19 protein-coding genes and 1 tRNA gene are annotated in these 19,520 nt (G+C 63.5%); 13 read left to right on the top strand and 7 right to left on the bottom strand.

Annotation, left to right across the window (positions count from 1 at the left end):
• Window positions 1–519 precede the first annotated feature (519 nt).
• On the top strand, window positions 520–2,703 hold the full coding sequence (locus ACQR0Z_RS34425) for a TonB-dependent siderophore receptor (RefSeq protein WP_434921608.1): 2,184 nt from the start codon (window positions 520–522) through the stop codon (window positions 2,701–2,703).
• A gap of 372 nt (window positions 2,704–3,075) precedes the next feature.
• Here ACQR0Z_RS34425 and ACQR0Z_RS34430 read toward each other — a convergent pair whose 3' ends face one another.
• From ACQR0Z_RS34430 to exbB, 3 genes are all read right to left on the bottom strand, one after another.
• Window positions 3,076–3,891, bottom strand: coding sequence for a TonB family protein (locus ACQR0Z_RS34430; RefSeq protein WP_434921609.1), 816 nt, complete (start codon window positions 3,889–3,891; stop codon window positions 3,076–3,078).
• Between the two features lie 74 nt (window positions 3,892–3,965).
• Window positions 3,966–4,388 carry a TonB system transport protein ExbD gene (gene exbD / locus ACQR0Z_RS34435; RefSeq protein WP_434921610.1) on the bottom strand — a complete coding sequence of 141 codons (423 nt, stop codon included), beginning with the start codon at window positions 4,386–4,388 and terminating at the stop codon, window positions 3,966–3,968.
• Between the two features lie 8 nt (window positions 4,389–4,396).
• Complete coding sequence (gene exbB, locus ACQR0Z_RS34440; protein ID WP_434921611.1) at window positions 4,397–5,086, bottom strand: tonB-system energizer ExbB; 690 nt, start codon at window positions 5,084–5,086, stop codon at window positions 4,397–4,399.
• A 569-nt stretch (window positions 5,087–5,655) separates the two neighbouring features.
• Between exbB and ACQR0Z_RS34445 the strand changes: the two genes are divergently transcribed.
• From ACQR0Z_RS34445 to ACQR0Z_RS34455, 3 genes are all read left to right on the top strand, one after another.
• The gene (locus ACQR0Z_RS34445) at window positions 5,656–6,000 is read left to right on the top strand and encodes a hypothetical protein (protein ID WP_434921612.1); all 345 of its coding nucleotides are present in this window, start codon (window positions 5,656–5,658) and stop codon (window positions 5,998–6,000) included.
• A gap of 77 nt (window positions 6,001–6,077) precedes the next feature.
• Entirely contained in the window at window positions 6,078–6,698 is a 621-nt protein-coding gene (locus ACQR0Z_RS34450) for a response regulator transcription factor (protein WP_434860061.1), read from the top strand.
• Window positions 6,699–7,265: 567 nt separating this feature from the next.
• Window positions 7,266–7,430 carry a hypothetical protein gene (locus ACQR0Z_RS34455; RefSeq protein WP_434921613.1) on the top strand — a complete coding sequence of 55 codons (165 nt, stop codon included), beginning with the start codon at window positions 7,266–7,268 and terminating at the stop codon, window positions 7,428–7,430.
• A gap of 218 nt (window positions 7,431–7,648) precedes the next feature.
• Here ACQR0Z_RS34455 and ACQR0Z_RS34460 read toward each other — a convergent pair.
• From ACQR0Z_RS34460 to ACQR0Z_RS34470, 3 genes are all read right to left on the bottom strand, one after another.
• A tRNA-Val gene (locus ACQR0Z_RS34460) sits at window positions 7,649–7,723 on the bottom strand.
• Between the two features lie 240 nt (window positions 7,724–7,963).
• Complete coding sequence (locus ACQR0Z_RS34465) at window positions 7,964–9,244, bottom strand: hypothetical protein (RefSeq protein WP_434921614.1); 1,281 nt, start codon at window positions 9,242–9,244, stop codon at window positions 7,964–7,966.
• 132 nt (window positions 9,245–9,376) lie between these two features.
• The gene (locus tag ACQR0Z_RS34470; RefSeq protein ID WP_434860063.1) at window positions 9,377–10,039 is read right to left on the bottom strand and encodes a DUF1134 domain-containing protein; all 663 of its coding nucleotides are present in this window, start codon (window positions 10,037–10,039) and stop codon (window positions 9,377–9,379) included.
• Window positions 10,040–10,159: 120 nt separating this feature from the next.
• Here ACQR0Z_RS34470 and ACQR0Z_RS34475 point away from each other — a divergent pair, with 120 nt between their 5' ends.
• Window positions 10,160–10,672 carry a YHS domain-containing (seleno)protein gene (locus tag ACQR0Z_RS34475; protein ID WP_434921615.1) on the top strand — a complete coding sequence of 171 codons (513 nt, stop codon included), beginning with the start codon at window positions 10,160–10,162 and terminating at the stop codon, window positions 10,670–10,672.
• 20 nt (window positions 10,673–10,692) lie between these two features.
• On the opposite strand, the gene cysQ is transcribed toward ACQR0Z_RS34475, so the two are convergent.
• A complete protein-coding gene (cysQ, locus tag ACQR0Z_RS34480; protein ID WP_434921616.1) occupies window positions 10,693–11,529 on the bottom strand; it encodes a 3'(2'),5'-bisphosphate nucleotidase CysQ in 837 nt (278 codons plus the stop codon).
• A gap of 241 nt (window positions 11,530–11,770) precedes the next feature.
• Here cysQ and chpT point away from each other — a divergent pair, with 241 nt between their 5' ends.
• The 8 genes from chpT to ACQR0Z_RS34520 all read left to right on the top strand — a co-directional run bounded on the left by chpT (window position 11,771) and on the right by ACQR0Z_RS34520 (window position 19,499).
• Window positions 11,771–12,433 carry a histidine phosphotransferase ChpT gene (gene chpT / locus ACQR0Z_RS34485; protein ID WP_434860066.1) on the top strand — a complete coding sequence of 221 codons (663 nt, stop codon included), beginning with the start codon at window positions 11,771–11,773 and terminating at the stop codon, window positions 12,431–12,433.
• A 253-nt stretch (window positions 12,434–12,686) separates the two neighbouring features.
• On the top strand, window positions 12,687–15,485 hold the full coding sequence (locus ACQR0Z_RS34490) for a hybrid sensor histidine kinase/response regulator (protein WP_434921617.1): 2,799 nt from the start codon (window positions 12,687–12,689) through the stop codon (window positions 15,483–15,485).
• A 27-nt stretch (window positions 15,486–15,512) separates the two neighbouring features.
• Window positions 15,513–15,989 carry a chemotaxis protein CheW gene (locus ACQR0Z_RS34495; RefSeq protein WP_434862038.1) on the top strand — a complete coding sequence of 159 codons (477 nt, stop codon included), beginning with the start codon at window positions 15,513–15,515 and terminating at the stop codon, window positions 15,987–15,989.
• Window positions 15,990–16,019: 30 nt separating this feature from the next.
• Window positions 16,020–16,409 (top strand): response regulator, encoded by a 390-nt coding sequence (locus ACQR0Z_RS34500; protein WP_434862037.1) that lies wholly within the window; start codon window positions 16,020–16,022, stop codon window positions 16,407–16,409.
• A 27-nt stretch (window positions 16,410–16,436) separates the two neighbouring features.
• Window positions 16,437–17,306, top strand: coding sequence for a CheR family methyltransferase (locus ACQR0Z_RS34505; RefSeq protein ID WP_434862036.1), 870 nt, complete (start codon window positions 16,437–16,439; stop codon window positions 17,304–17,306).
• Window positions 17,307–17,405: 99 nt separating this feature from the next.
• A complete protein-coding gene (locus tag ACQR0Z_RS34510) occupies window positions 17,406–17,726 on the top strand; it encodes a PilZ domain-containing protein (protein WP_434862035.1) in 321 nt (106 codons plus the stop codon).
• 182 nt (window positions 17,727–17,908) lie between these two features.
• Entirely contained in the window at window positions 17,909–18,418 is a 510-nt protein-coding gene (locus tag ACQR0Z_RS34515) for a response regulator (RefSeq protein ID WP_434862034.1), read from the top strand.
• A gap of 445 nt (window positions 18,419–18,863) precedes the next feature.
• A complete protein-coding gene (locus ACQR0Z_RS34520; protein WP_315717165.1) occupies window positions 18,864–19,499 on the top strand; it encodes a response regulator transcription factor in 636 nt (211 codons plus the stop codon).
• Window positions 19,500–19,520: the final 21 nt, after the last annotated feature.

The raw sequence follows: 19,520 nt of genomic DNA on the forward strand, positions 1-19,520 counted from the left end.
TGCGCACTCCCAGACGCTGACGAGGCTTCACGCATTCACGGGATAGGGCGACGGCCTCAAGCCATGGTCGCTGTTGAGCGCGGGCGGGAAGTTGTTCGGGACGACGCCGGCCGGCGGCGCCGCAAGTTCAACCATGGCGCGGGTCACACACGCGCGCTGTGACGCGAGTCGTTCGACGGTGCTGCAGGATGCAATCTGCAAGGCGACAATCAGCGATCGGTATCGGCAACTATCAAGCACGTCATGGACGAGAGTATTCTTCAGCGTGGCCAGGACGCGTCGTTCGCGCGACCCGGTCGTCCGAATGGCAGCCTGCCGGGACGAATGATGCTTTGACCAAGGGAATTTGCTTAATCGAATTTCGGGAAATTTTGGAAATTAGCCGCCTCTCTTGTCTCAACCTTGCGTTTGGCGAAATTGCGCTGTGTTGCTGCCTGAATCGATTCCTAGCTATCAAGTCAAGCTAATAGCAAATCGCTGAGGGGATCGGGGCACATGGTGAGACGCAGTCTACTTACAATGCTGTTGACGACGGTTGCGCAAAACGCCCTTGCTCAATCTGCAGGAGGGACGGCTCCGATCGCCGTCCCTGAAATCGTCGTCTCTGCTCCGCCGAAATACGATCCTTACGGCGGCAAGTACAACGGAGCCGTCGCTGAGACATCCGATGTGACCGGGACGAACAAGCCGATCCTCGACACGCCCCGCTCGGTCTACGTCGTCACCCCGCAGACGCTTCAGCAGCAGATGCCGCAGAGCCTCGTCGAAGCGGCTCGGAGCATCCCGGGTGTTTATGCCGGCAACGGCACCGGCGGCAACACGGACTACCTCACGCTTAAGGGGTTCGAAGTCAACACGACGGACGCGATCCTGATCGGCAGTGGCAACGGGCTGCTGGTCGACGGTGTACGTGCGCCGATGAATCGCGCCCTGAACGCGAACTCGAACAGCGTGGAAGTTCTCAGCGGTCCGGCCTCCTACCTCTATGGCTATTCGTCCGAGGGCGGTGTCTTGAACGTCAACCGGAAGCTGCCTTTGCCGGAAGCCCATTACACGGCGGAGTTCCTCGGCGGTCTGCCGAGCGGCGATTTCAAGAACTTCGCAGGCTCGATCGATGCGACGGGGCCGCTGTACAAAACGGCTGATGGCGTATTTGCCTATCGGTTTGTCGCCAGTGCGTCAAAGAACGATCCCTGGCGCACCGGCAATCCGGTCAGCCGCGATGAGCTCATTGCGCCGACGTTGGCGTATTATAGCGACATGGTGACTTCGGTCCTCGCCTACGAGCACGGACAGAACCGGCAGCCTTATGACCGCGGTGTGACCAGCTTCAACAATGCGCCGCTGAACATCCCGCGAACTATTTCATATTCGGAGGAGTTTTCGAACTATAGCGAGAAATATGATTGGGTACATGGCCATACAGACTATAATCTGGACGAGAATACCGACTTTCATCTGAAATATTCGTACGCATCCACGCTCATGAACCAGTCCGTGATCCGGTCGGACAACCAGACGGACTTCAATGCCGCAACTGGAAACTTGAAGCGCTATTACTCCACCAACGGGCCTGACGGCCGTCTGACCGATCAAGGTCTGATCGGCTTCAGCGGCGCTCACCGGTTCGATACCGGAATCCTGCACCATGAGGTCCAGGCCGGCGTTGATTATTACGAGGCTAAGCTCACCGAGCGAGATGTCTACAACAGCAAGAGCTTTGACGGGTTCAATCTCTATAATCCAATCTACGGTCAGGCCAATATTCCGGCTCTCACAGCAACGAGCCATCCGGCCGGCGAGCCGCTCTCATTGCAAAAGATCCGAGAGCTCGGCGTGTTCGCGCAGGATGCGGTCACCCTCGGCAAGTTGACCTTGACCGGAGGCGGCCGCTACGCCCAGATCTACGAGTATCAGCGCTATGCCGGATCGACCCAGACGGACTACACCTCGTATGCGTTCCTGCCGTCGGTTTCGGCGCTTTTCAAGATCAATGATCGCGCGTCGCTGTTTGCCGATTACGCGCAGTCCTATCGTCCGAACATCTACGCGACGGGCCTCGGCGTGAACCTGAAGTTTGTCGGGCCGATCCTGCCTCAGCAGGGCACCGGCTATGAAGGCGGCATCAAGGCCAAGTTTCTCGATGGAAAGCTGCTGGCGCAGGCATCAGTGTTCCGCATCGACAAGACCAACGTCCAGACCCTGATCGGCAGTGCCTTGACCTTTCAGCAGGCTCAGCGTTCGGAGGGCGTTGCGCTGTCGCTGCTCGGCAAAGTCACGCCGAACTTGGACGTCAATGTCGCCTATAGCCATCAGCGTGTCTGGGTGACCGACGACATTGCGACGAACAACACCATCGGGAAGCAGGTCGTCAATGCGCCCAGTGACATCTTCGCGCTCTTCGGCGCCTATCATTTCATGGACGGTCGGCTCGACGGCCTGACGCTGTCGGCGGGTCTGAGCGGTGCGACCAGGAATGCGGTCGACTCGAAAAACACGTTCTTCCTTCCTTCATACGTGGTCGCCAACGCCGGCATCTCCTACAGCTTCAAGCCGCAGCCCGGAGGACCGCTGACGACCCTGTCGTTCAAGGTCAACAATCTGTTCGATACGACCTATTATCCGTCGTCCGGAAGCAAGACGAACTGGATCACGGTCGGGGATCCGCGCACGTTCCTCTTCAGCATGCGGGTGAGCTTGTAGGACACCCCGTCACTGCCCGGTGACGACGTGAGCTCTTTACGTCGGGTTACCGGCTGCTCAATGGGCACTTGGGCTCCCGTGGACAAATCGGTCACTTGTTGATCGATCTCGAGGGAGCATGCTCATTTCCTCTTGGCTCGCCCGCCGTACAATTCCGACATCGTGTCCGGCAAGCGATGCAGTGCATGACGTGATCTTCGTCAAAGACGGCGATCGGGATCTGGCCGGCTGACCCATGGCGTGCGTACGCAGCAACGTCCGCTCTGGATGGCCCGCTGCAACTTGTCCGCTCGCGCAATGGGCAATGGTGCGATGAGTTGATTTGCGAAAACATTGCCGAGCTTGGCGCTGTCCGGACCGAACCCCGGCATCTCAGGGAGCGAAGGTGACCGGCACGGTCAGGGCGGTCTGCGCCTGGGGCATGCTGGGCGGAAATGGCGGGAGCGGCTGCGCGCGTTCGATCATAGCCAGGACTTCCTGATCGAGCGCGGACGAGCCCGAGCTGCGCTGGATGTGGCGTGACAGAACGCGGCCGTCGCGGCTGACCGTGAAGCTGAGCTGGACAGTCCCGGTCCGATGCTCGGCAGCGGCTGCGGCCGGATACTGCTTGACGCGGAGGAGCTTGGCCCTCAGCTCTCCAAGCCACGCCGCGCGTCCATCATCGGCGCCGACACTTGCTGCGTCCTGATGCCTTGGCGGGGCGACGAATTTGGCGGCCTGTGCCGAAGCGGCCTGGGCCGGTCTTGCAGCCGGCTTCTTGCGATCGTGGGGCTCGGTCTTCGCATGCTGGGCGATCGGAGGACGAATGGGTGCCGCGGGCGCTGGCCGCTCGACCACTGTCTCCACCGGCGGCTGCACCGCGACCGGCTGCTCGGCCGTCTCGGATGGTGCCATTGGCTGCGACATCTGCTGGGCGGGCTCCGACGACTGAGGGGGCAGGGTCGAAGCCGACTGCTGTTCCGGTTCTGAGGCCGTGTCTTCGGGAGACGGCGCGGGCTGCGGGGCTGGTTCCTCGACCGGCTTGCGGTCGATCGCGTCCTGTGCTGAGGTAGCGCCGACCGTCTGAGACGAGGGTTCGGTCAAAGGCGGCATGAATTCGACGGTCACGACGGGGGCGGCAGCCAGACCGGCCGCGGGTCGATACAATGCCAGATAGCCGATCAATGCGGCGGTGTGTGCGGCCAGCACAGCGGTGGCTGCGAGCCCCCATCCCGCGCGTCGTGCGCGGCCGTCGTCGTCGGACCAATGCGTTGGCATGCTGCTCATGTGCCGGGCGGGGACTCCAGCGCAACCAGGGCGATCTTGGTATAGCCGGTTGTCCGGAGCAAATTCATGAGCTGCATGATTTCACCATAGCTCACCGCGCTGTCAGCACGCACGAACAGCCGCTTCTCGCGGTCGTGGCTGCTGGCGGCATCGAGCGCTCGCCCGACATCGTCCCGACTCACCGGTCCGTCGTTGATCGCGACCGAGCGATCGGCCTTCAGCGTGACAAAGATAGGTTTGTCGGGTCGCGGTTGCAGCTGTGCCGTCGATCTCGGAAGATCGACCGGCACGTCGACTGTCGCGAGCGGAGCGGCCACCATGAAGATGATCAGGAGCACCAGGATCACGTCGATGAACGGCGTCACATTGATGTCGTGGCTCATTGCGAGATCGTCGCCGCTGTCAGCTGGAAACACCATCTTCGCGCCTATTCTGCTGCTTCGGAGATGGGGGGCTCGGACGATTCGTCGGTCGTCGATCTCGGCAATGATCGGGCCGGCGTCCGGTCAACCAGGCACAGCACGGCGACGGACATGTCCCGCAATGTCGCGCGATAGTTGCCGATCGCCCGTGTGAAGCAGTTGTAGATCACAACCGCGGGAATCGCGGCGACCAGCCCGGTTGCGGTCGACAGCAGCGCCTCCGCGATACCGGGGGCCACGACAGCGAGGTTGGTGGTATGCAGGCGCGAGATGCCAATGAAGCTGTTCATGATGCCCCAGACGGTACCGAACAGACCAACAAAAGGGGCGACCGCACCGATCGTAGCAAGCAGGCCCATGCCAAAGGCGATGCGCCGACTGGCGGCTGCCTCCACGCGCTCCAGCTGCCAGGACAGCCTGTCTCTGACGCCATGCTCCGAAACGCCGGATGATAGTTCGACTTCCCTCAGGGCCGCTGCCACAAACCTGGTCGCAACGTTACGACTGGGGCGCAGCTCCGACGCGGCGGCTGCAAGCGTCTGCGCCGCGGTCAGCACGCGCAGTCCGGCGCGTGCGTTCCGTTTCGCGAGATGGAGCTCGACGGATTTGAACAGCCACACCGTCCATGTCAGCACGGACGTCAGGACCAACCCGATCATCACGCTCTTCACGATGATGTCGGCACCGAGAAACATGGTGAAAGGAGATAGTTCTCCAGGTGTGGAGCCACCTTCAAGTGCCTGCTCAGCAATCGGAGGCGACGCGTTTGGGGGCGACGAAGGCGCCACATGCGCAGGCTCGCTGACAGCCACGGGTTGCGGGGGCGTGGTGACCGTAGCAGCCTCACTCGAGGCAGGTGGTTTCGTTGCTGACTCCGGAGCTGGCGCGCCTGCCGCCCGTGATGGTGAGTTTGGGCCGGTCGGCACTGCCGTGGACGAAGTCGAGCCACTCGTCTCGATCGGCGTTCCACTGCCAATATAAGACGGGCTCTGCGCCAACGTTGTCCGATCCGACCAGCATAGTACAAAAGTGACAATGGCTGCAGCCATCCAGATCCGAAATGAAAGACCTCGGGATTGCTGCAGGGTTCTAAGAAATCTTGACACACTCATTCTAAGCCCTGACCTGCAATGCCGATGCGAAGCGTGAAGCGGACAACTCGACGACGACGCGCGCCTCACAAGCGGACAACCGCAAGATTTCAACTTCGGTCTACTCTGACGCCGTCATTCCCAACTCATCGTCGTGCGGGATAGGGGCGAAAGTGCGAAAGGAAGAGCGGGTCTTCGTGGCGCAACGCACGACAGCGCCGCTGGCTTGCGATCTCGATCCCGAAGTTGAACGGGATTGTCAGAATCTCCCGACATGTTTCGGGAAGAAATTCCTGTTTGCACCAGGGCGCGTCATGTTCTCGGAACGCGACGATGGAGCTGATCTCTCGGTCCAATTTCAGCTGCTCGACGGAGATGGCAACGGGTGCCGCAACGGAAGGCGGGGAGTCGCCGACCGAATTGATCGCGCATGGAAGCAATCTAAGATGGCAATCAACAAAAGGTTGAGTTGCATGCACGTCTTCAATCGAGGCCAGATCAATCCGTCGGAATTCTGAAAATCAATCATCGCGCCGCTTGCCGCCGTCGAACTGAGTAGCTACATACCTTTTTGAACTGATCGCCGAGCAGATAAATGCGCATTCTGATTGTTGATGATCACCCGTTGATCGTCTCGGGTTGCAGGGCTTTGATCGAGAGCGATCCGGAGATTGAACTGATCGACGCGGCGGACGGAAAGAGCGGATACACCAAATACTTCTCGTCGAGTCCGGACGTTGCAGCAATCGACATCAATCTTCCGGGCATTTCCGGGTTCGAATTGTGTCGCCGAATCCTGCTGCGTGACCCGAAAGCCCGGATCATCATCTTCAGCATGCACAGCGACCCCATCTTTGCCGCCCGCGCGATCGACGCTGGTGCGAAGGGGTATCTGTCCAAGAGCGACGATCCCTTGCGTTTCCTCGACGCGATGCATCAGGTCGCGAAAGGTGCGGCGTATATTTCCGAGGAAATCGCCCACAAGCTTGCCTTCTTCAAAGCGTCCGGAGGGGCAAGTCCGCTCCGTGAACTGACTTCACGGGAGCTCGAGATCCTTCGCCTCCTTGGCGCTGGTCTTGCTCCTGCGGAAGTCGCCAACATCTTGGAGGTCTCGTACAAGACGATCGCCAACAATTGCACGGTGTTGAAGAGAAATCTCGGCGCCCGAAGCTTGATGGACCTCGCCCGGATCGCGGTCGAACATGGATTGGCGTGAAGAAGTCGTACGGCTCCAGCCGTTGCTTGCGCCTCGTAACGTCCTCGTAGTCGAGTATGTCACGCACGCCATTTGCGTACTCGTCGCGTGCGCGTTGTCCGATCATCGAGAAGCAGATCGACAGCTATCGACGGTCAGATCTTGGACGTAGACAGGCGGATGTTGTCCGGCCCACGATCTCTCTCCCAGCTCCTAGAATGCAGTCGTTTCGCCGGACATTCCCGCAGCCTCGTCGTCGATATGAGAGTTCATGCCGGAGCCCTCATCGCGGCTCTTCTGGGGGGATCAACATCCGCAATCTCGGCTATGTACCGGCCGAGGAGATCATCGGGCTGAGGAACATCGTCTTCAACGGACCGTTCCGCGATCACGGGCATGCCGGACGTCACCGGCAAGGTGACGGACGAGGACGTCGTGAAGATCCAGGCCTTTATCCAGGCGACGGCTGACGCGATCACGCCGAAGAGGCCATAGCGACCATCCTGCGGGCGACCGGGTCCGATGAGGAGGCCGGTCGCCGTGCAGCCAGAGAATGGATGCGCTCGTGCTTCAATCGACCAAGCCTCGTTGCCGCTTTTCCGTCCGGTCGATGCGGCCAAGCGTCGTTGCCGCATGCTGGCCGGCCTCCTGATGCTGCTGAACGGCTGCGCGCTCGCGCGCGAGCGATACGATGGCTGCGAGCTCTATGGCCAGATGGCCAGGATGAAGAACCTCGCGTCGCTGGCGATGTGACCAGCCACAATTTCATTGCGCCCGCTGCCCGATCGCAAGCTTTGGGTTCGTGCGGAGCGCCTCTGCTTGATCGTCCAGCAGGTGTGTTTTGGGGGACCTGCGGTCAACGAGACCGTGACAATCGCCGACATTTGCGGTGTGCCCGGAGTGTGCCCCGGCAAAATGGCGGGACATCGCTAGGGAATAGTCGGCTAAGCTCTTGAAATTTCCGGCTTTAATGGTGGGCGCACAAGGGATCGAACCTTGGACCTCTCCCGTGTGAAGGGAACGCTCTCCCGCTGAGCTATGCGCCCGGATCTGGGTGGCTGCCGGCCGAGAGGCCGTGAAGGCAGCTGCCGAAGCAGTCCGTCAGAGCCCGCGATTTACGAAGCGCGGGTAGGGGGTGTCAAGGATTTGCGGCGGGGTCGGTGCGGAAAACTGCGCGGGAGTGACCGCGCTGCCCCCGATTGGACCGAAATCGGCCGTTCGGCGCGCCTCCCTGGAGTTCCAAAGGAAGGCTCCAAGGGGCAGGCAGGTCGCGATCCTGTCCGCCCTCAGGCCCCGATCTGCCGCGCCCGCGAGGCATGCGACTGCAGCGCGCGGATGCGGTCGGCCAGCGTGCCGCCCTGGGGCGCGCCGCCGGCCGCGGCCGGGGCGGCGGGAGCGCCGTTGGCATTCGCGGGCTTGGCGGCGGGCTCGGCGGCCAGCATGGCCTCGATCGTCGAGTTCGGGCCCTCGATCTGCATCGCGAGTTTTGCCACCTCGGCGGCGATGTCGTTGATGCGCTCGCGCAACAGCGCGTTCTCCATGCGCTCCTGGGCCCAGGTGCTCTCGGCCTGCTGCTGGATCGCGTTCATCTCGCGCTGCAGCTTGGTGCGCTCGTCGCGCGCGGCCTGCAGCTGCTCCTCGAGCGCGGCCTTCTCAGACTTGAGCCGGTCGAAGGCGGCGGACTTGCCGCTGCCGTGGCCGGCGAGCTCGTCGCGCAGTTCCTTCAGGGCGCGGTCGGCGGCGGCATTGGCCTCGCGGAGCTGGCTGTTCTCGAAATCGCGTTCGGCGAGCAGCTTGCCCTGGGTCGACAGCCGGCCCTCGAGGTCGGCCACGCGAGAGGCCAGCATCTCGGCTTCCTTGACCTGGACGATCAGCTGGCGGTCGAGCTCGGTGACGCGCTGGCTGAGATTCTCCACCCGTGCGCGGGCGTCGTTGAGCGCCTTGGTCGCGGTGTCGGACTCGTCGCGCTCCAGCGCCAGGCGCGCCTGGGTCGCGGAGAATTCCTTCTCGGCTTCGGAGACGCGGCTGCGCAGCTCCTCGACCTGGGTCTTCACCGTGACGAGTTCGACCTGGCGGCTGTCGGCGAGCATGGACTTGTCGTTGAGCTCGGCGGTGAGGCGGACCAGCTCGGCCTGCTTCTCCTTCAGCGCCTGCTCGGCGGCGCGCAGCGCCTCGGTCTTGGCGGCGAACTCTTCCTCCGTCGCGCGCAGCTGGTCCTTCAGCGCCTTCTCACGTGCCTCCAGCGCGAAGATCGCGGCGTTCTTCTCGCCGAGCTCGATCTTCATGCGGTTGATGGCGTCGGTCTTCTTGCCGAGATCGGCGAGCTGGCCGGTGGCCTTGTTCTTGAGTGCGTCGACGCTCATCTCCAGCCGCCGCGCCGACATCGCGAACTCCGCGCGCAGCTGGTCCTTGTCGGCCTGGATCTCGGCCATCGACAGCGGCGTGGCCGCTTCCAGCCGGCGCGTCGTCAGCCGCACCGCACGATTGTGCACCAGCGGCACGATCATGAGGGCACAGAGCATGGCGATCAGAAAACCGATCGCAAAATACATGATCGGCTCGACCATGACGCACAACTCCCGGTCCGGAATTATTAACGGAATCACAATGCACGGGGGGCTGATTCAACGCCAGCCCAATGCCGTGTTAACCTTGATCCGTCACCGGAGAATGTGTCGCGATGGTATCAGTTGGCGGCCTCAGAACGGGTTCCAGGTCGCGCTCGGGGTAAACTTCAGATAGCCGACATTGGCGCCGAGCCGCAGACCGATGCCGGAGCGGATCGGCACCAGCACGATGTTGTTGGCGGTCAGCGCGGTCATGCCGAAGCCGCCGACGATGTAGGCCGAGCCGTCGATCCCGACGAAGCGCTGATAGATCGCGCTGGTGGCTGGCAGATTGTACACCAAGGTCATGGTGCGCGCGCCGTCGCCGCCCCAGTCGAAGCCGAGTGAGGGGCCCTGCCAGTAGACGCGGAGGTCGCCGGCATTCTTGGTGTAGAGCGTGCCTTCGCCGTAGCGCAGCCCGGCCACGAACGCGCCCGCGCCTTCCTCACCGAGGATATAACCGTTCGGCAGGCCCCATTGGCTGACGGCGCGCTCGATCACCGAGGCGAGCCCGCGCGAGACGTTGCCGAAGAAGCGGTGGCCGGCATTGACCAACTCGTCCGGATTGAAGCTGTCGGGGCTCGGCGCCGGGCGCGGGGGCGGTGCCGGCTGCTGGTACTGCGGCGGCGCAGCCTGGTAGGGCGGCGCGCCCTGATAGGGCTGCGCGGGCGGGGGCGCCTGCTGCGCGACGACCGACGCGGTCGTGGCCAGAATGGCCGCAAGCGTCGTGGCGGCAAGGCGGGTTGCGAAACTCATCGATGGAAATCCCCTGCTATCGGCTGCCCGACCATCGCCCTTAACCTGACGCCAACCACATCCGGCGATTGTCCGCTGAAGGGCATAGCCCCTGCTGCACCCATGTTATCGGCACCAACTATGACCGCACAACGGCAACAACGGAACATCAGCGGCTCGAGGCCGCTGTTTCGCCGCGTATTTGCCGCCATCGCGCTGGCGGCGCTGATGATGCCGCCGGTCGTCAGCCGTGCGGCCACCACGGGGCGAATCATCACCGATCGCTTCAGCGGGCTGGCCATCGATGGTTTCGACCCGGTGTCGTATTTCGTGGATGGCCAGGCGCAGCTCGGCCTCCCCGACTATGAGGCGGCCCAGGGCGGGGTGGTCTGGCGGTTCCGCAACGAGGGCAACCGCGCCTCGTTCCTGGCCCATCCGGAGGTCTATGGCCCGCAATTCGGTGGCTATGACCCGACCGACGTGGCGCGCGGCGTCACCGTGGCCGGCAATCCGCGCTTTTTCGCCGTCATCGAGGAGCGGCTGTTCCTGTTCAGCCGCGAGGAGAGCCGGGATGCCTTCAAGGCCGACCCGGCCCGTTATCTGGCGCGGGCCGAAGCGCGGTGGCCGGCGCTGCAGGACGATCTGCCGGAATAGGTCCGCCTCAGACGGGTCTGTCAGACGGCTCTCGCCGCACTGGGGTCGCCCCAGGCGATGAAGCTCGGCACGAGGAAGATGTCGCCGCGCTCGCCATAGCACAAGGGCACGCCGGTCTCACCGGTCACGGTGCCGCCCGCTGCCACCACGACGGCATGGCCGGCCGCCACGTCCCATTCCGAAGTCGGGCCGAGCCGTGGATAGATGTCCGCCAGCCCCTCGGCCAGCCGGCCGAACTTCACCGCAGAACCGAGCGGCAGCCGCGTCGCGCCGGGCCGCGCGGCGATGAACGCCTCGGTGCGGTCGTCGCCATGCGACCGGCTGACGGCGGCCACCCAGGCCTCGCCCGGCTTCGGCATCGGACGGGTGCGGATCGGTTCGGCCGCGCCGAGGCCCGCCTCGGAAAATGACAGCCGCTCGGCGCCGCGCCCGACCAGGCCGCGCCAGATCAGCCCGATTGCCGGCGCGCAGACGATGCCGAGCAGGGGGCTGGCGTCGCTGACCAGCGCCAGGTTGACGGTGAACTCGCCCCGCCCGGCGACGAACTCCTTGGTGCCGTCGAGCGGATCGATCAGGAAAAAGCTGCCCGTGAACGGCGCCGCGCAGGCCCCGACCCGCTCTTCCGACAAGGCCGGGATGTCGGGCGCCAGCCGCGCCAAGCCGTCTGCGATCACCTTGTCGGCGGCCAGGTCGGCCTCGGTGACCGGCGAGCCGTCGGATTTGTCGGTGACGGCCATGGCGCGGCGGTTGACGGCCAGGATGGCGTGGGCCGCCTGCACCACGAGCTCGGTCAGCGGCGTCATCAGCGCGGCGGCGGCTTCGAGACCGACGGTTCCTGCGGTCGGGCGGGCCGTCATCGCGCCGCGCCCTCTCGGGCCGATCCGTATCCAGCTTGCATGGTCAATTTCCTCTGTCCGTCCGGTCACGGAGCGCTCCCATCGGCCGGTTTGATGCGCGATTGGGCAGCGCCGGCGTGGAAAACCGCTACGTACTTTCCCGTGTCCTGCCCTAAGCTCGGTGGCGGTTCATGCTTTCGCAGTGTATCAAACCACCAGGCAAGCATGATTCGTCAAAGTTCGCGGATTCCAGGAACATCGAATGTCCGGCACGTCCTCTTCAGAGATCGCCAATCCGATTCCCGCTCCCGATACGCTCGAACTTGCCGCTCTGCTCTGCTCGAAGGTCTGTCACGACCTCATTAGTCCGGTCGGCGCCATCGTCAATGGCCTCGAGGTGCTCGACGACAATCCGAAGCCCGAGGATCGCGATTTCGCGCTCGAACTGATCCGCAAGAGCGCCAAGACCGCCTCGGCCCGGCTGCAGTTCTGCCGGCTCGCCTTCGGTGCGGCCGGCTCGGCCGGCGCGCAGATCGATCTCGGCGATGCCCAGACCATGGCGCGCGGCCATATCGAGGATGCCAAGACCTCCATCACCTGGAATCTGCCGCGGCTGCTGCTGCCGAAGAACCGGGTCAAGCTGCTGCTGAACATGATGGTGGTGGCGCAGCAGACGATCCCGCGCGGCGGCATGCTGACGGTCGATCCGATCGGCGAGGGCGAGACGATGAGCTTCCGCGTCGCCGCCACCGGTCTCAACGCCCGTCTGCCGCAGAACATCGTCAACCTGCTCTCCGGCGAACTTCAGTCGACGGTCGACGCCCACGCCGTGCAGCCTTACTACACCCGGATGCTGGCCGAGGCCTGCGGCCTCAAGGTCACGCTGGCCGCCGACGGCCCCGCGATGGTCGTGCAGGCCGCCTGATCCCGGCAGGGGATCCCGCTCGGTCCTGCGGCTACGAACTGCGACTTCGTGTCGTCGGTCCGGCGCAAGAAACCATTCACCGTGGTTAATCAAGTCTTAGCCGCGTCTCCGAAATTGTCCGGAGACATCTTATCTCTTTGTTGAGTCCGTTCATTTGCGCTTACTCAACTAATATTAAACGCTTTGGACCGAAACTGGCCACGGTTTGAAGGGCGCGTCATGTCGCGTTCCGTTGCGTGCGAAGGCCAGTTTCATGGATGACCTGTTGCGTGAGTTTCTGACGGAGACCAGCGAGAGCCTGGATACCGTCGATAATCAGTTGGTGCGGTTCGAGCAGGAGCCGAACAACGCCAAGATCCTCGATAACATCTTCCGTCTGGTACACACGATCAAGGGGACCTGCGGCTTCCTCGGCCTGCCGCGGCTCGAAGCGCTGGCGCATGCCGCCGAAACCCTGATGGGCAAATTCCGCGACGGCATGCCGGTCACCGGCGAGGCCGTGACGCTGATCCTCACCACGATCGATCGCATCAAGGACCTGCTGGCGCAGCTCGAGGCCAATGAGTCCGAGCCCGAGGGCGAAGACCGCGATCTCATCAGCGAGCTCGAGGCGATGGTCGAGCGCGGCATGGCCGCGATGGCCGCCGGCGAGGCTGCGCCCCCGCTGGTGCCTGCGGCGCCCGCCGCTGCACCTGCGGCCAAGCCCGCCGCAGCGGTCACCCAAGGCTCCCTGATCGATCAGACGCTGGAGCGTCCGCTGCGTCCGGGCGAGGTCTCGCTCGACGAACTGGAGCGCGCCTTCCGCGAGACCGCCATCGAGACTCCGCCCGCGCATGAAAAGGCGCCGGAGCCGAAGGCTGAAGCCAAGCCTGCTGCGCCGAAGCCGTCTGCGAAAGCCGAGCCCGCGAAGGCGGAGGCCAAGGCCGACGCGCCGAAAAAGGCGGCGCGCGCCAAGGCGAACGCCGATGGCGAGATGGCCGAGAGCGACAAGGTCGCCAACCAGTCGATCCGCGTCAATGTCGACACGCTCGAACATCTGATGACGATGGTCTCGGAGCTCGTGCTGACGCGCAACCAGCTGCTCGAGATCGCCCGCCGCAACGAGGACACCGAGTTCAAGGTGCCGCTGCAGCGGCTCTCCAACGTCACCGCCGAGCTGCAGGAAGGCGTCATGAAGACGCGCATGCAGCCGATCGGCAATGCCTGGCAGAAGCTGCCGCGCATCGTCCGCGACCTCGCGACCGAACTCGGCAAGCAGATCGAGCTCGAGATGCACGGCGCCGACACCGAACTCGACCGCCAGGTGCTCGACCTCATCAAGGATCCGCTCACCCACATGGTGCGCAACTCGGCGGACCATGGTCTGGAGACGATGGCCGAGCGCGCCGCCAGCGGCAAGGCCGAGCAGGGCACGATCCGCCTCTCCGCCTATCATGAAGGCGGCCACATCATCATCTGCATCGCCGACAACGGCCGCGGCCTCAACACCGAGCGGATCAAGGCCAAGGCTCTCGCGAACGGTCTCGTCACCGAGGCCGAGCTCGAGAAGATGACGGAAGCGCAGATCCACAAGTTCATCTTCGAGCCGGGCTTCTCGACGGCGGCCGCCGTCACCTCGGTCTCCGGCCGCGGCGTCGGCATGGACGTGGTGCGCACCAATATCGACCAGATCGGCGGCACCATCGACATCAAGTCGGTGGCCGGCGAGGGCACCTCGGTCACCATCAAGATCCCGCTGACCTTGGCCATCGTTTCGGCGCTGATCGTCGAGGCCGGCGGTGACCGCTTCGCGATCCCGCAGCTGGCCGTGGTCGAGCTGGTGCGCGCGCGCGCCAATTCCGAGCACCGCATCGAGCGCATCAAGGACACCGCGGTGCTCCGCCTGCGCAACAAGCTGCTGCCGCTGATGCATCTGAAGAAGCTGCTCAAGATCGACGACGGCTCGTCGTCCGATCCGGAGAACGGCTTCATCGTCGTGACGCAGGTCGGCAACCAGACCTTCGGCATCGTGGTGGATTGCGTGTTCCACACCGAGGAAATCGTCGTCAAGCCGATGTCGACCAAGCTGCGTCACATCGACATGTTCTCGGGCAACACCATCCTGGGCGATGGCGCGGTCATCATGATCATCGATCCGAACGGCATCGCCAAGGCGCTGGGCGCCGCCGGCTCCGCCTCGCAGGCGGTCGCCGACGAGCATGCCGCGCATCACGCCATCGGCGGCGAGCAGCTCACCTCGCTGCTGGTGTTCCGCGCCGGCACGGCGCATCCGAAGGCGGTGCCGCTGGCGCTGGTCACGCGCCTCGAGGAGATCGCGGCCGACAAGATCGAGATCAGCAACGATCGCTACATGGTTCAGTATCGCGACCAGCTGATGCCGCTGGTGCAGATGGAAGGCGTGTCGGTGCAGACCTCGGGATCGCAGCCGATCCTGGTGTTCGCCGACGAGACCCGTGCGATGGGCCTCGTGGTCGACGAGATCATCGACATCGTCGAGGAGCGGCTCCACATCCAGGTCTCCGGCGCCAGGGACGGCATCCTCGGCTCGGCCGTGATCAAGGGCCAGGCCACCGAGGTGATCGACGTCGGCCACTTCCTGCCGATGGCGTTCGCCGACTGGTTCATCCGCAAGGAGATGAGCTCGGAGGCGCTGACCCGATCCGTGCTGCTGGTCGACGACAGCCCGTTCTTCCGCAACATGCTGGCGCCGGTGCTGAAGTCGGCCGGCTACAAGGTGCGCACCGCTTCGTCGGCCATCGAGGGCCTTGCCACGCTGCGCTCCGGGCACACCTTCGACATCGTCGTCACCGACATCGAGATGCCGGAGATGAACGGCTTCGAGTTCGCCGAGGCGATCCGCGCCGATCAGAACCTCAATCAGCTGCCGGTGATCGCGGTGTCGTCGCTGATCTCGCCGGCCGCTGTCGAGCGCGGCCGCCAGGCCGGTCTCTACGACTACATCGCCAAGTTCGACCGTCCCGGCCTGATCGCGTCGTTGAAGGATCAGTTCGACGAGCGGGAACGCGCCGAAGCCGCCAAGCGCGCGGCGTGATGTGACGACCAGCAGGAGAAGCGTGCGATGAGCAGCAACAAGATCGAGACCACCGACGGCGCGGCGTCCGAATTCGTCACCGCCGTGATCGGCGGCCAGCTGTTCGGCCTGCCGATCTCGCGGGTGCAGGACGTGTTCATGCCCGAGCGGGTGACGCGGGTGCCGCTGTCGTCGGCCGAGATCGCCGGCGTGCTAAACCTGCGCGGCCGCATCGTCACCGTGATCGACATGCGGGCGCGGCTCGGACTCGCCAAGGCCGATGACGGCAAGCCGCCGATGGCGGTCGGCGTCGATCTGCGCGGCGAGTCCTATGGCCTGCTGATCGATCAGATCGGCGAGGTGCTGCGGCTGCCCGAGGCCAGCCGCGAGGAGAATCCGGTCAACCTGGATCCGCGCATGGCCAAGTTCGCCGGCGGCGTGCATCGCCTCGATGGCCAGCTGATGGTGATCCTCGATGTCGATCGCGTGCTCGAACTCCTGCCGAAGGCAGCCATCGCTGCTTAGCCCGTCAACCGTCCCATAGGGGAGACACACATGAAAAGCTGCCTCGTCGTTGATGACTCGAGCGTCGTGCGCAAGATCGCACGCCGGATTCTCGAAGAACTGGGTTTCTCGGTCGTCGAGGCCGAGGACGGAGAGCAGGCGCTGCAGCTGTGCACGAACAGCCTGCCGGACGCCATCCTGCTCGATTGGAACATGCCGGTGATGGATGGCTACGACTTCCTCGGCCGGCTGCGCCGTCTGCCGGGCGGAGAAGGGCCGAAGGTGGTGTTCTGCACCACGGAGAATGACATCGATCATATCTCACGTGCGCTCAACGCCGGCGCCAACGAATACATCATGAAGCCGTTCGACAAGGAAATCGTCGCCGCCAAATTCCAGGAAGTCGGTCTTATCCAGGCACTGTCAGCTGAATCCGCCTGATCCATTTCTGCCCAGAAGAGGCCGTCCGTGAACCAGCCAGATTATGAATTCCTGCGCAAGCTGCTTCGAGACAAGTCAGGTCTCGACCTGTCTGCCGACAAGCAATATCTGATCGAGAGCCGCCTGCTTCCGCTTGCGCGCAAGGCCGGTCTCGCCAGCATCAGCGATCTCGTCCAGAAACTGAAGGACGGATCCAGCGCCCTGATCAGCCAGGTCGTCGAAGCCATGACGACCAACGAGACGTTCTTCTTCCGCGACAAGGTGCCGTTCGATCATTTCCGCGACGGAATCATGCCGGAGCTCCTGAAGGCGCGCGCCAATCGCAAGTCGATCCGGATCTGGTGCGCGGCATGCTCGACGGGCCAGGAGCCGTATTCGCTGGCGATGTCTCTCAAGGAGATGGGCGCAGCGCTCAATGGCTGGCGCGTCGAAATCATCGCCACCGATCTCTCCCAGGAGGTGTTGGAGAAATCGAAGGCGGGTCTTTATAGCCAGTTCGAGGTCCAGCGCGGTCTGCCGATCCAGCTGCTTGTCAAATATTTCAAGCAGGCCGGCGAGCTCTGGCAGATCAATTCGGACGTGCGCGGCATGGTGCAGCATCGGCAGCTCAACCTGCTGCACGACTTCTCGCAGCTCGGCACATTCGACGTCGTGTTCTGCCGCAACGTGCTGATCTATTTCGATCAGGACACGAAGATCAACATCTTCGGCCGGCTGGCCAAGCTGATGGAGCCGGATGGATTTCTCGTGCTCGGTGCGGCGGAGACCGTCGTCGGCCTCACCGACGTGTTCAAGCCGCAGGCGGACCGGCGCGGCCTCTATCGTCCGAGCGGCGCCGTCGCGGCGGCGAAGGCGCCTGCACCGGGACTGCCGCGAATGGCCGGTGCCGGGACCTAGCGCGCCGTCCTGGGAGGCCAATCGGCTCCATCGGCATCGATGGTGCCCGGAGCCCTCCCGAACACCACGAGCGGATGCCCATAAGGCAGGACACAGAAGATGTCTGAAGAGAACAAAGGTACGGAGCGCGTCACTTTCAGTCGAGGCTACGATGTCTGCATCATGGGCATCGACGGAACCTGGCGACGCGACTGCCAGCTCAACGCCATTTCGGATAATGACGCGGTGCTGACGGTTGAAGGCTCGATCCAGGGACTGAACCTGAAGGAGTTCTTCCTCCTGCTGTCGTCGACCGGGCTGGCCTATCGCCGGTGCGAACTGGTTCGGGTCAACGGCGCCGAAATGGACATCCAGTTCATCAAGGGCAAGAACAAGAAGAAGCGCAGTGCTTCCTCCGGCCAGGAGGCGACTGTGGGCTGACGGATCTTGCGCCGCTCCATTGCGTCAAGGAGCGCCGGCGCAGGCGCGAAGGGACCGACGAACCGCCGAAGGTCCTGCGCAAGTCCTAAAGTCGCCGGTCGATTTTCTGGGAACCGCTTTACGGGGCTGCAGGATCGGACGTGTAGGACAATGAGGTCATTCAAAATTGTCAGGGACGACCAATGTCGGTCATGAGTTCGGAACTTGCACCTAGCCGGCCGGAGGCCGCGGAAGACGTCGAGCGGCGCGCGCTGCAGCTCCTGGTGGTCGACGACGATGCGTCGCAGAGGGCCTTGATTTCGCTGGCTGCGAAGCAGGCGGGTCATTCCGTCACGGTGGTGGCCACCTGTAACGAGGCGATCCGGGAAGTGCGCAACAAGCGCTTCGATTGTATCACGCTCGATCTGATGCTCGAGGATGGTGACGGCACCGAGGTGCTCAGGGCCATCGCCGACTCCCGCTTCGCCGGTTCCGTCATCGTGATCAGCGGCATGGACTCGGCGAGGCGAATCGCGGCCCGGCTGTTTGCCCGCTCGCTTGGCCTGGACCTGCAGAGTCTGCCGAAGCCGGTCGATCTTGCCGCGCTACGCATTTTCCTCGCCAATCTCGGCAAGACGGCGCTTGGCCTCCCTGTGGTCCATACCTGGGGCGGTGTTGCGGCCGAGGGTGTTGCCGCAAAGCATCGGTCCTGACATCCTGTATTCATATGACGTCGGAGCGAGGCCGCTCGCTCCTGCGCAAGGCAGCCATTCATCGAGCTCGAGCTGAATCCGGGCCCGTCACGGCTGATTTGGGCGCGCCTTGTGTCAATTGTTGTGCAGAGTCCCGAGCACCGCCCGTGAGCTGGATCGACGCGACTGCGGCTGGTGTATCCAGCATGCGCGCATCCGGTCGGCTTCGGGCTCGATCGTGATCCAACGCCGTCGATGAATTTTGCACGGCAACATGCTGCGCTTCACGACGGTCTTGAGATCGTGTCCAGATCGTGGTCTCGTGATGACGATCGTCGACCTTTCGCTACTACTTGTGGGTTAGGATCATAAACCGTACAAATACGGGTGCCCAAACCACCCGACGAATATGGTATCATAAGCCGCGCTTTCATTGTTTCTTCTCTCTTTGCAAGAGCACTCTCCCATGGCCGAACAAACAACTTCCCGCGGTGAGATTTTTGTCGTCGATGACGATCCAGCCGTGCGCGACACCCTCTCGATGGTCCTGTCGGCCGGCGGGTACGAGGTGATCTGTTTCGCCGATGGCGCAGCACTGTTGGCCGTGGCGCGCAGCAGGACGCCGGCTTGCATTCTGCTCGACGTTCATATTCCCGGAAAGTCGGGTCTGGACATCCTCCGGGAACTGCATGGCGAAGACTATCCGGCGCCGATCTTCATGATCTCCGGTCAGGGCGACATCCCCATGGCCGTGAATGCGATCAAGAACGGCGCGCTGGACTTCATCGAGAAACCGTTCCGCGGCAGTGAAATCGTGGCCCGCCTGAACGAAGCCATCGGCGCATTTGCGCGGCGGCAGAAGGAAAATGCCTCGCCGAAAATCGGCTCGCTGCACTTCCCCGGCCGCGAGCCGCTCACGCGCCGCGAGCGTGAGGTGCTGGAGCAGTTCACGGCAGGGGCCTCGAACAAGGAGGCCGGCCGGACCCTGGGCATCAGCCCGCGCACGATCGAGGATCATCGCGCCAACATCATGAAGAAGCTCGGCGCCCGTAACGCCGCCGATCTGATTCGCATCGTGATGACGGCTTCTCGCGCCAACTGAGCAGAAGCGGCTGCCCGGGCG

Source organism: Bradyrhizobium sp. HKCCYLS3077 (assembly GCF_051167555.1).
Classification (GTDB): domain Bacteria; phylum Pseudomonadota; class Alphaproteobacteria; order Rhizobiales; family Xanthobacteraceae; genus Bradyrhizobium.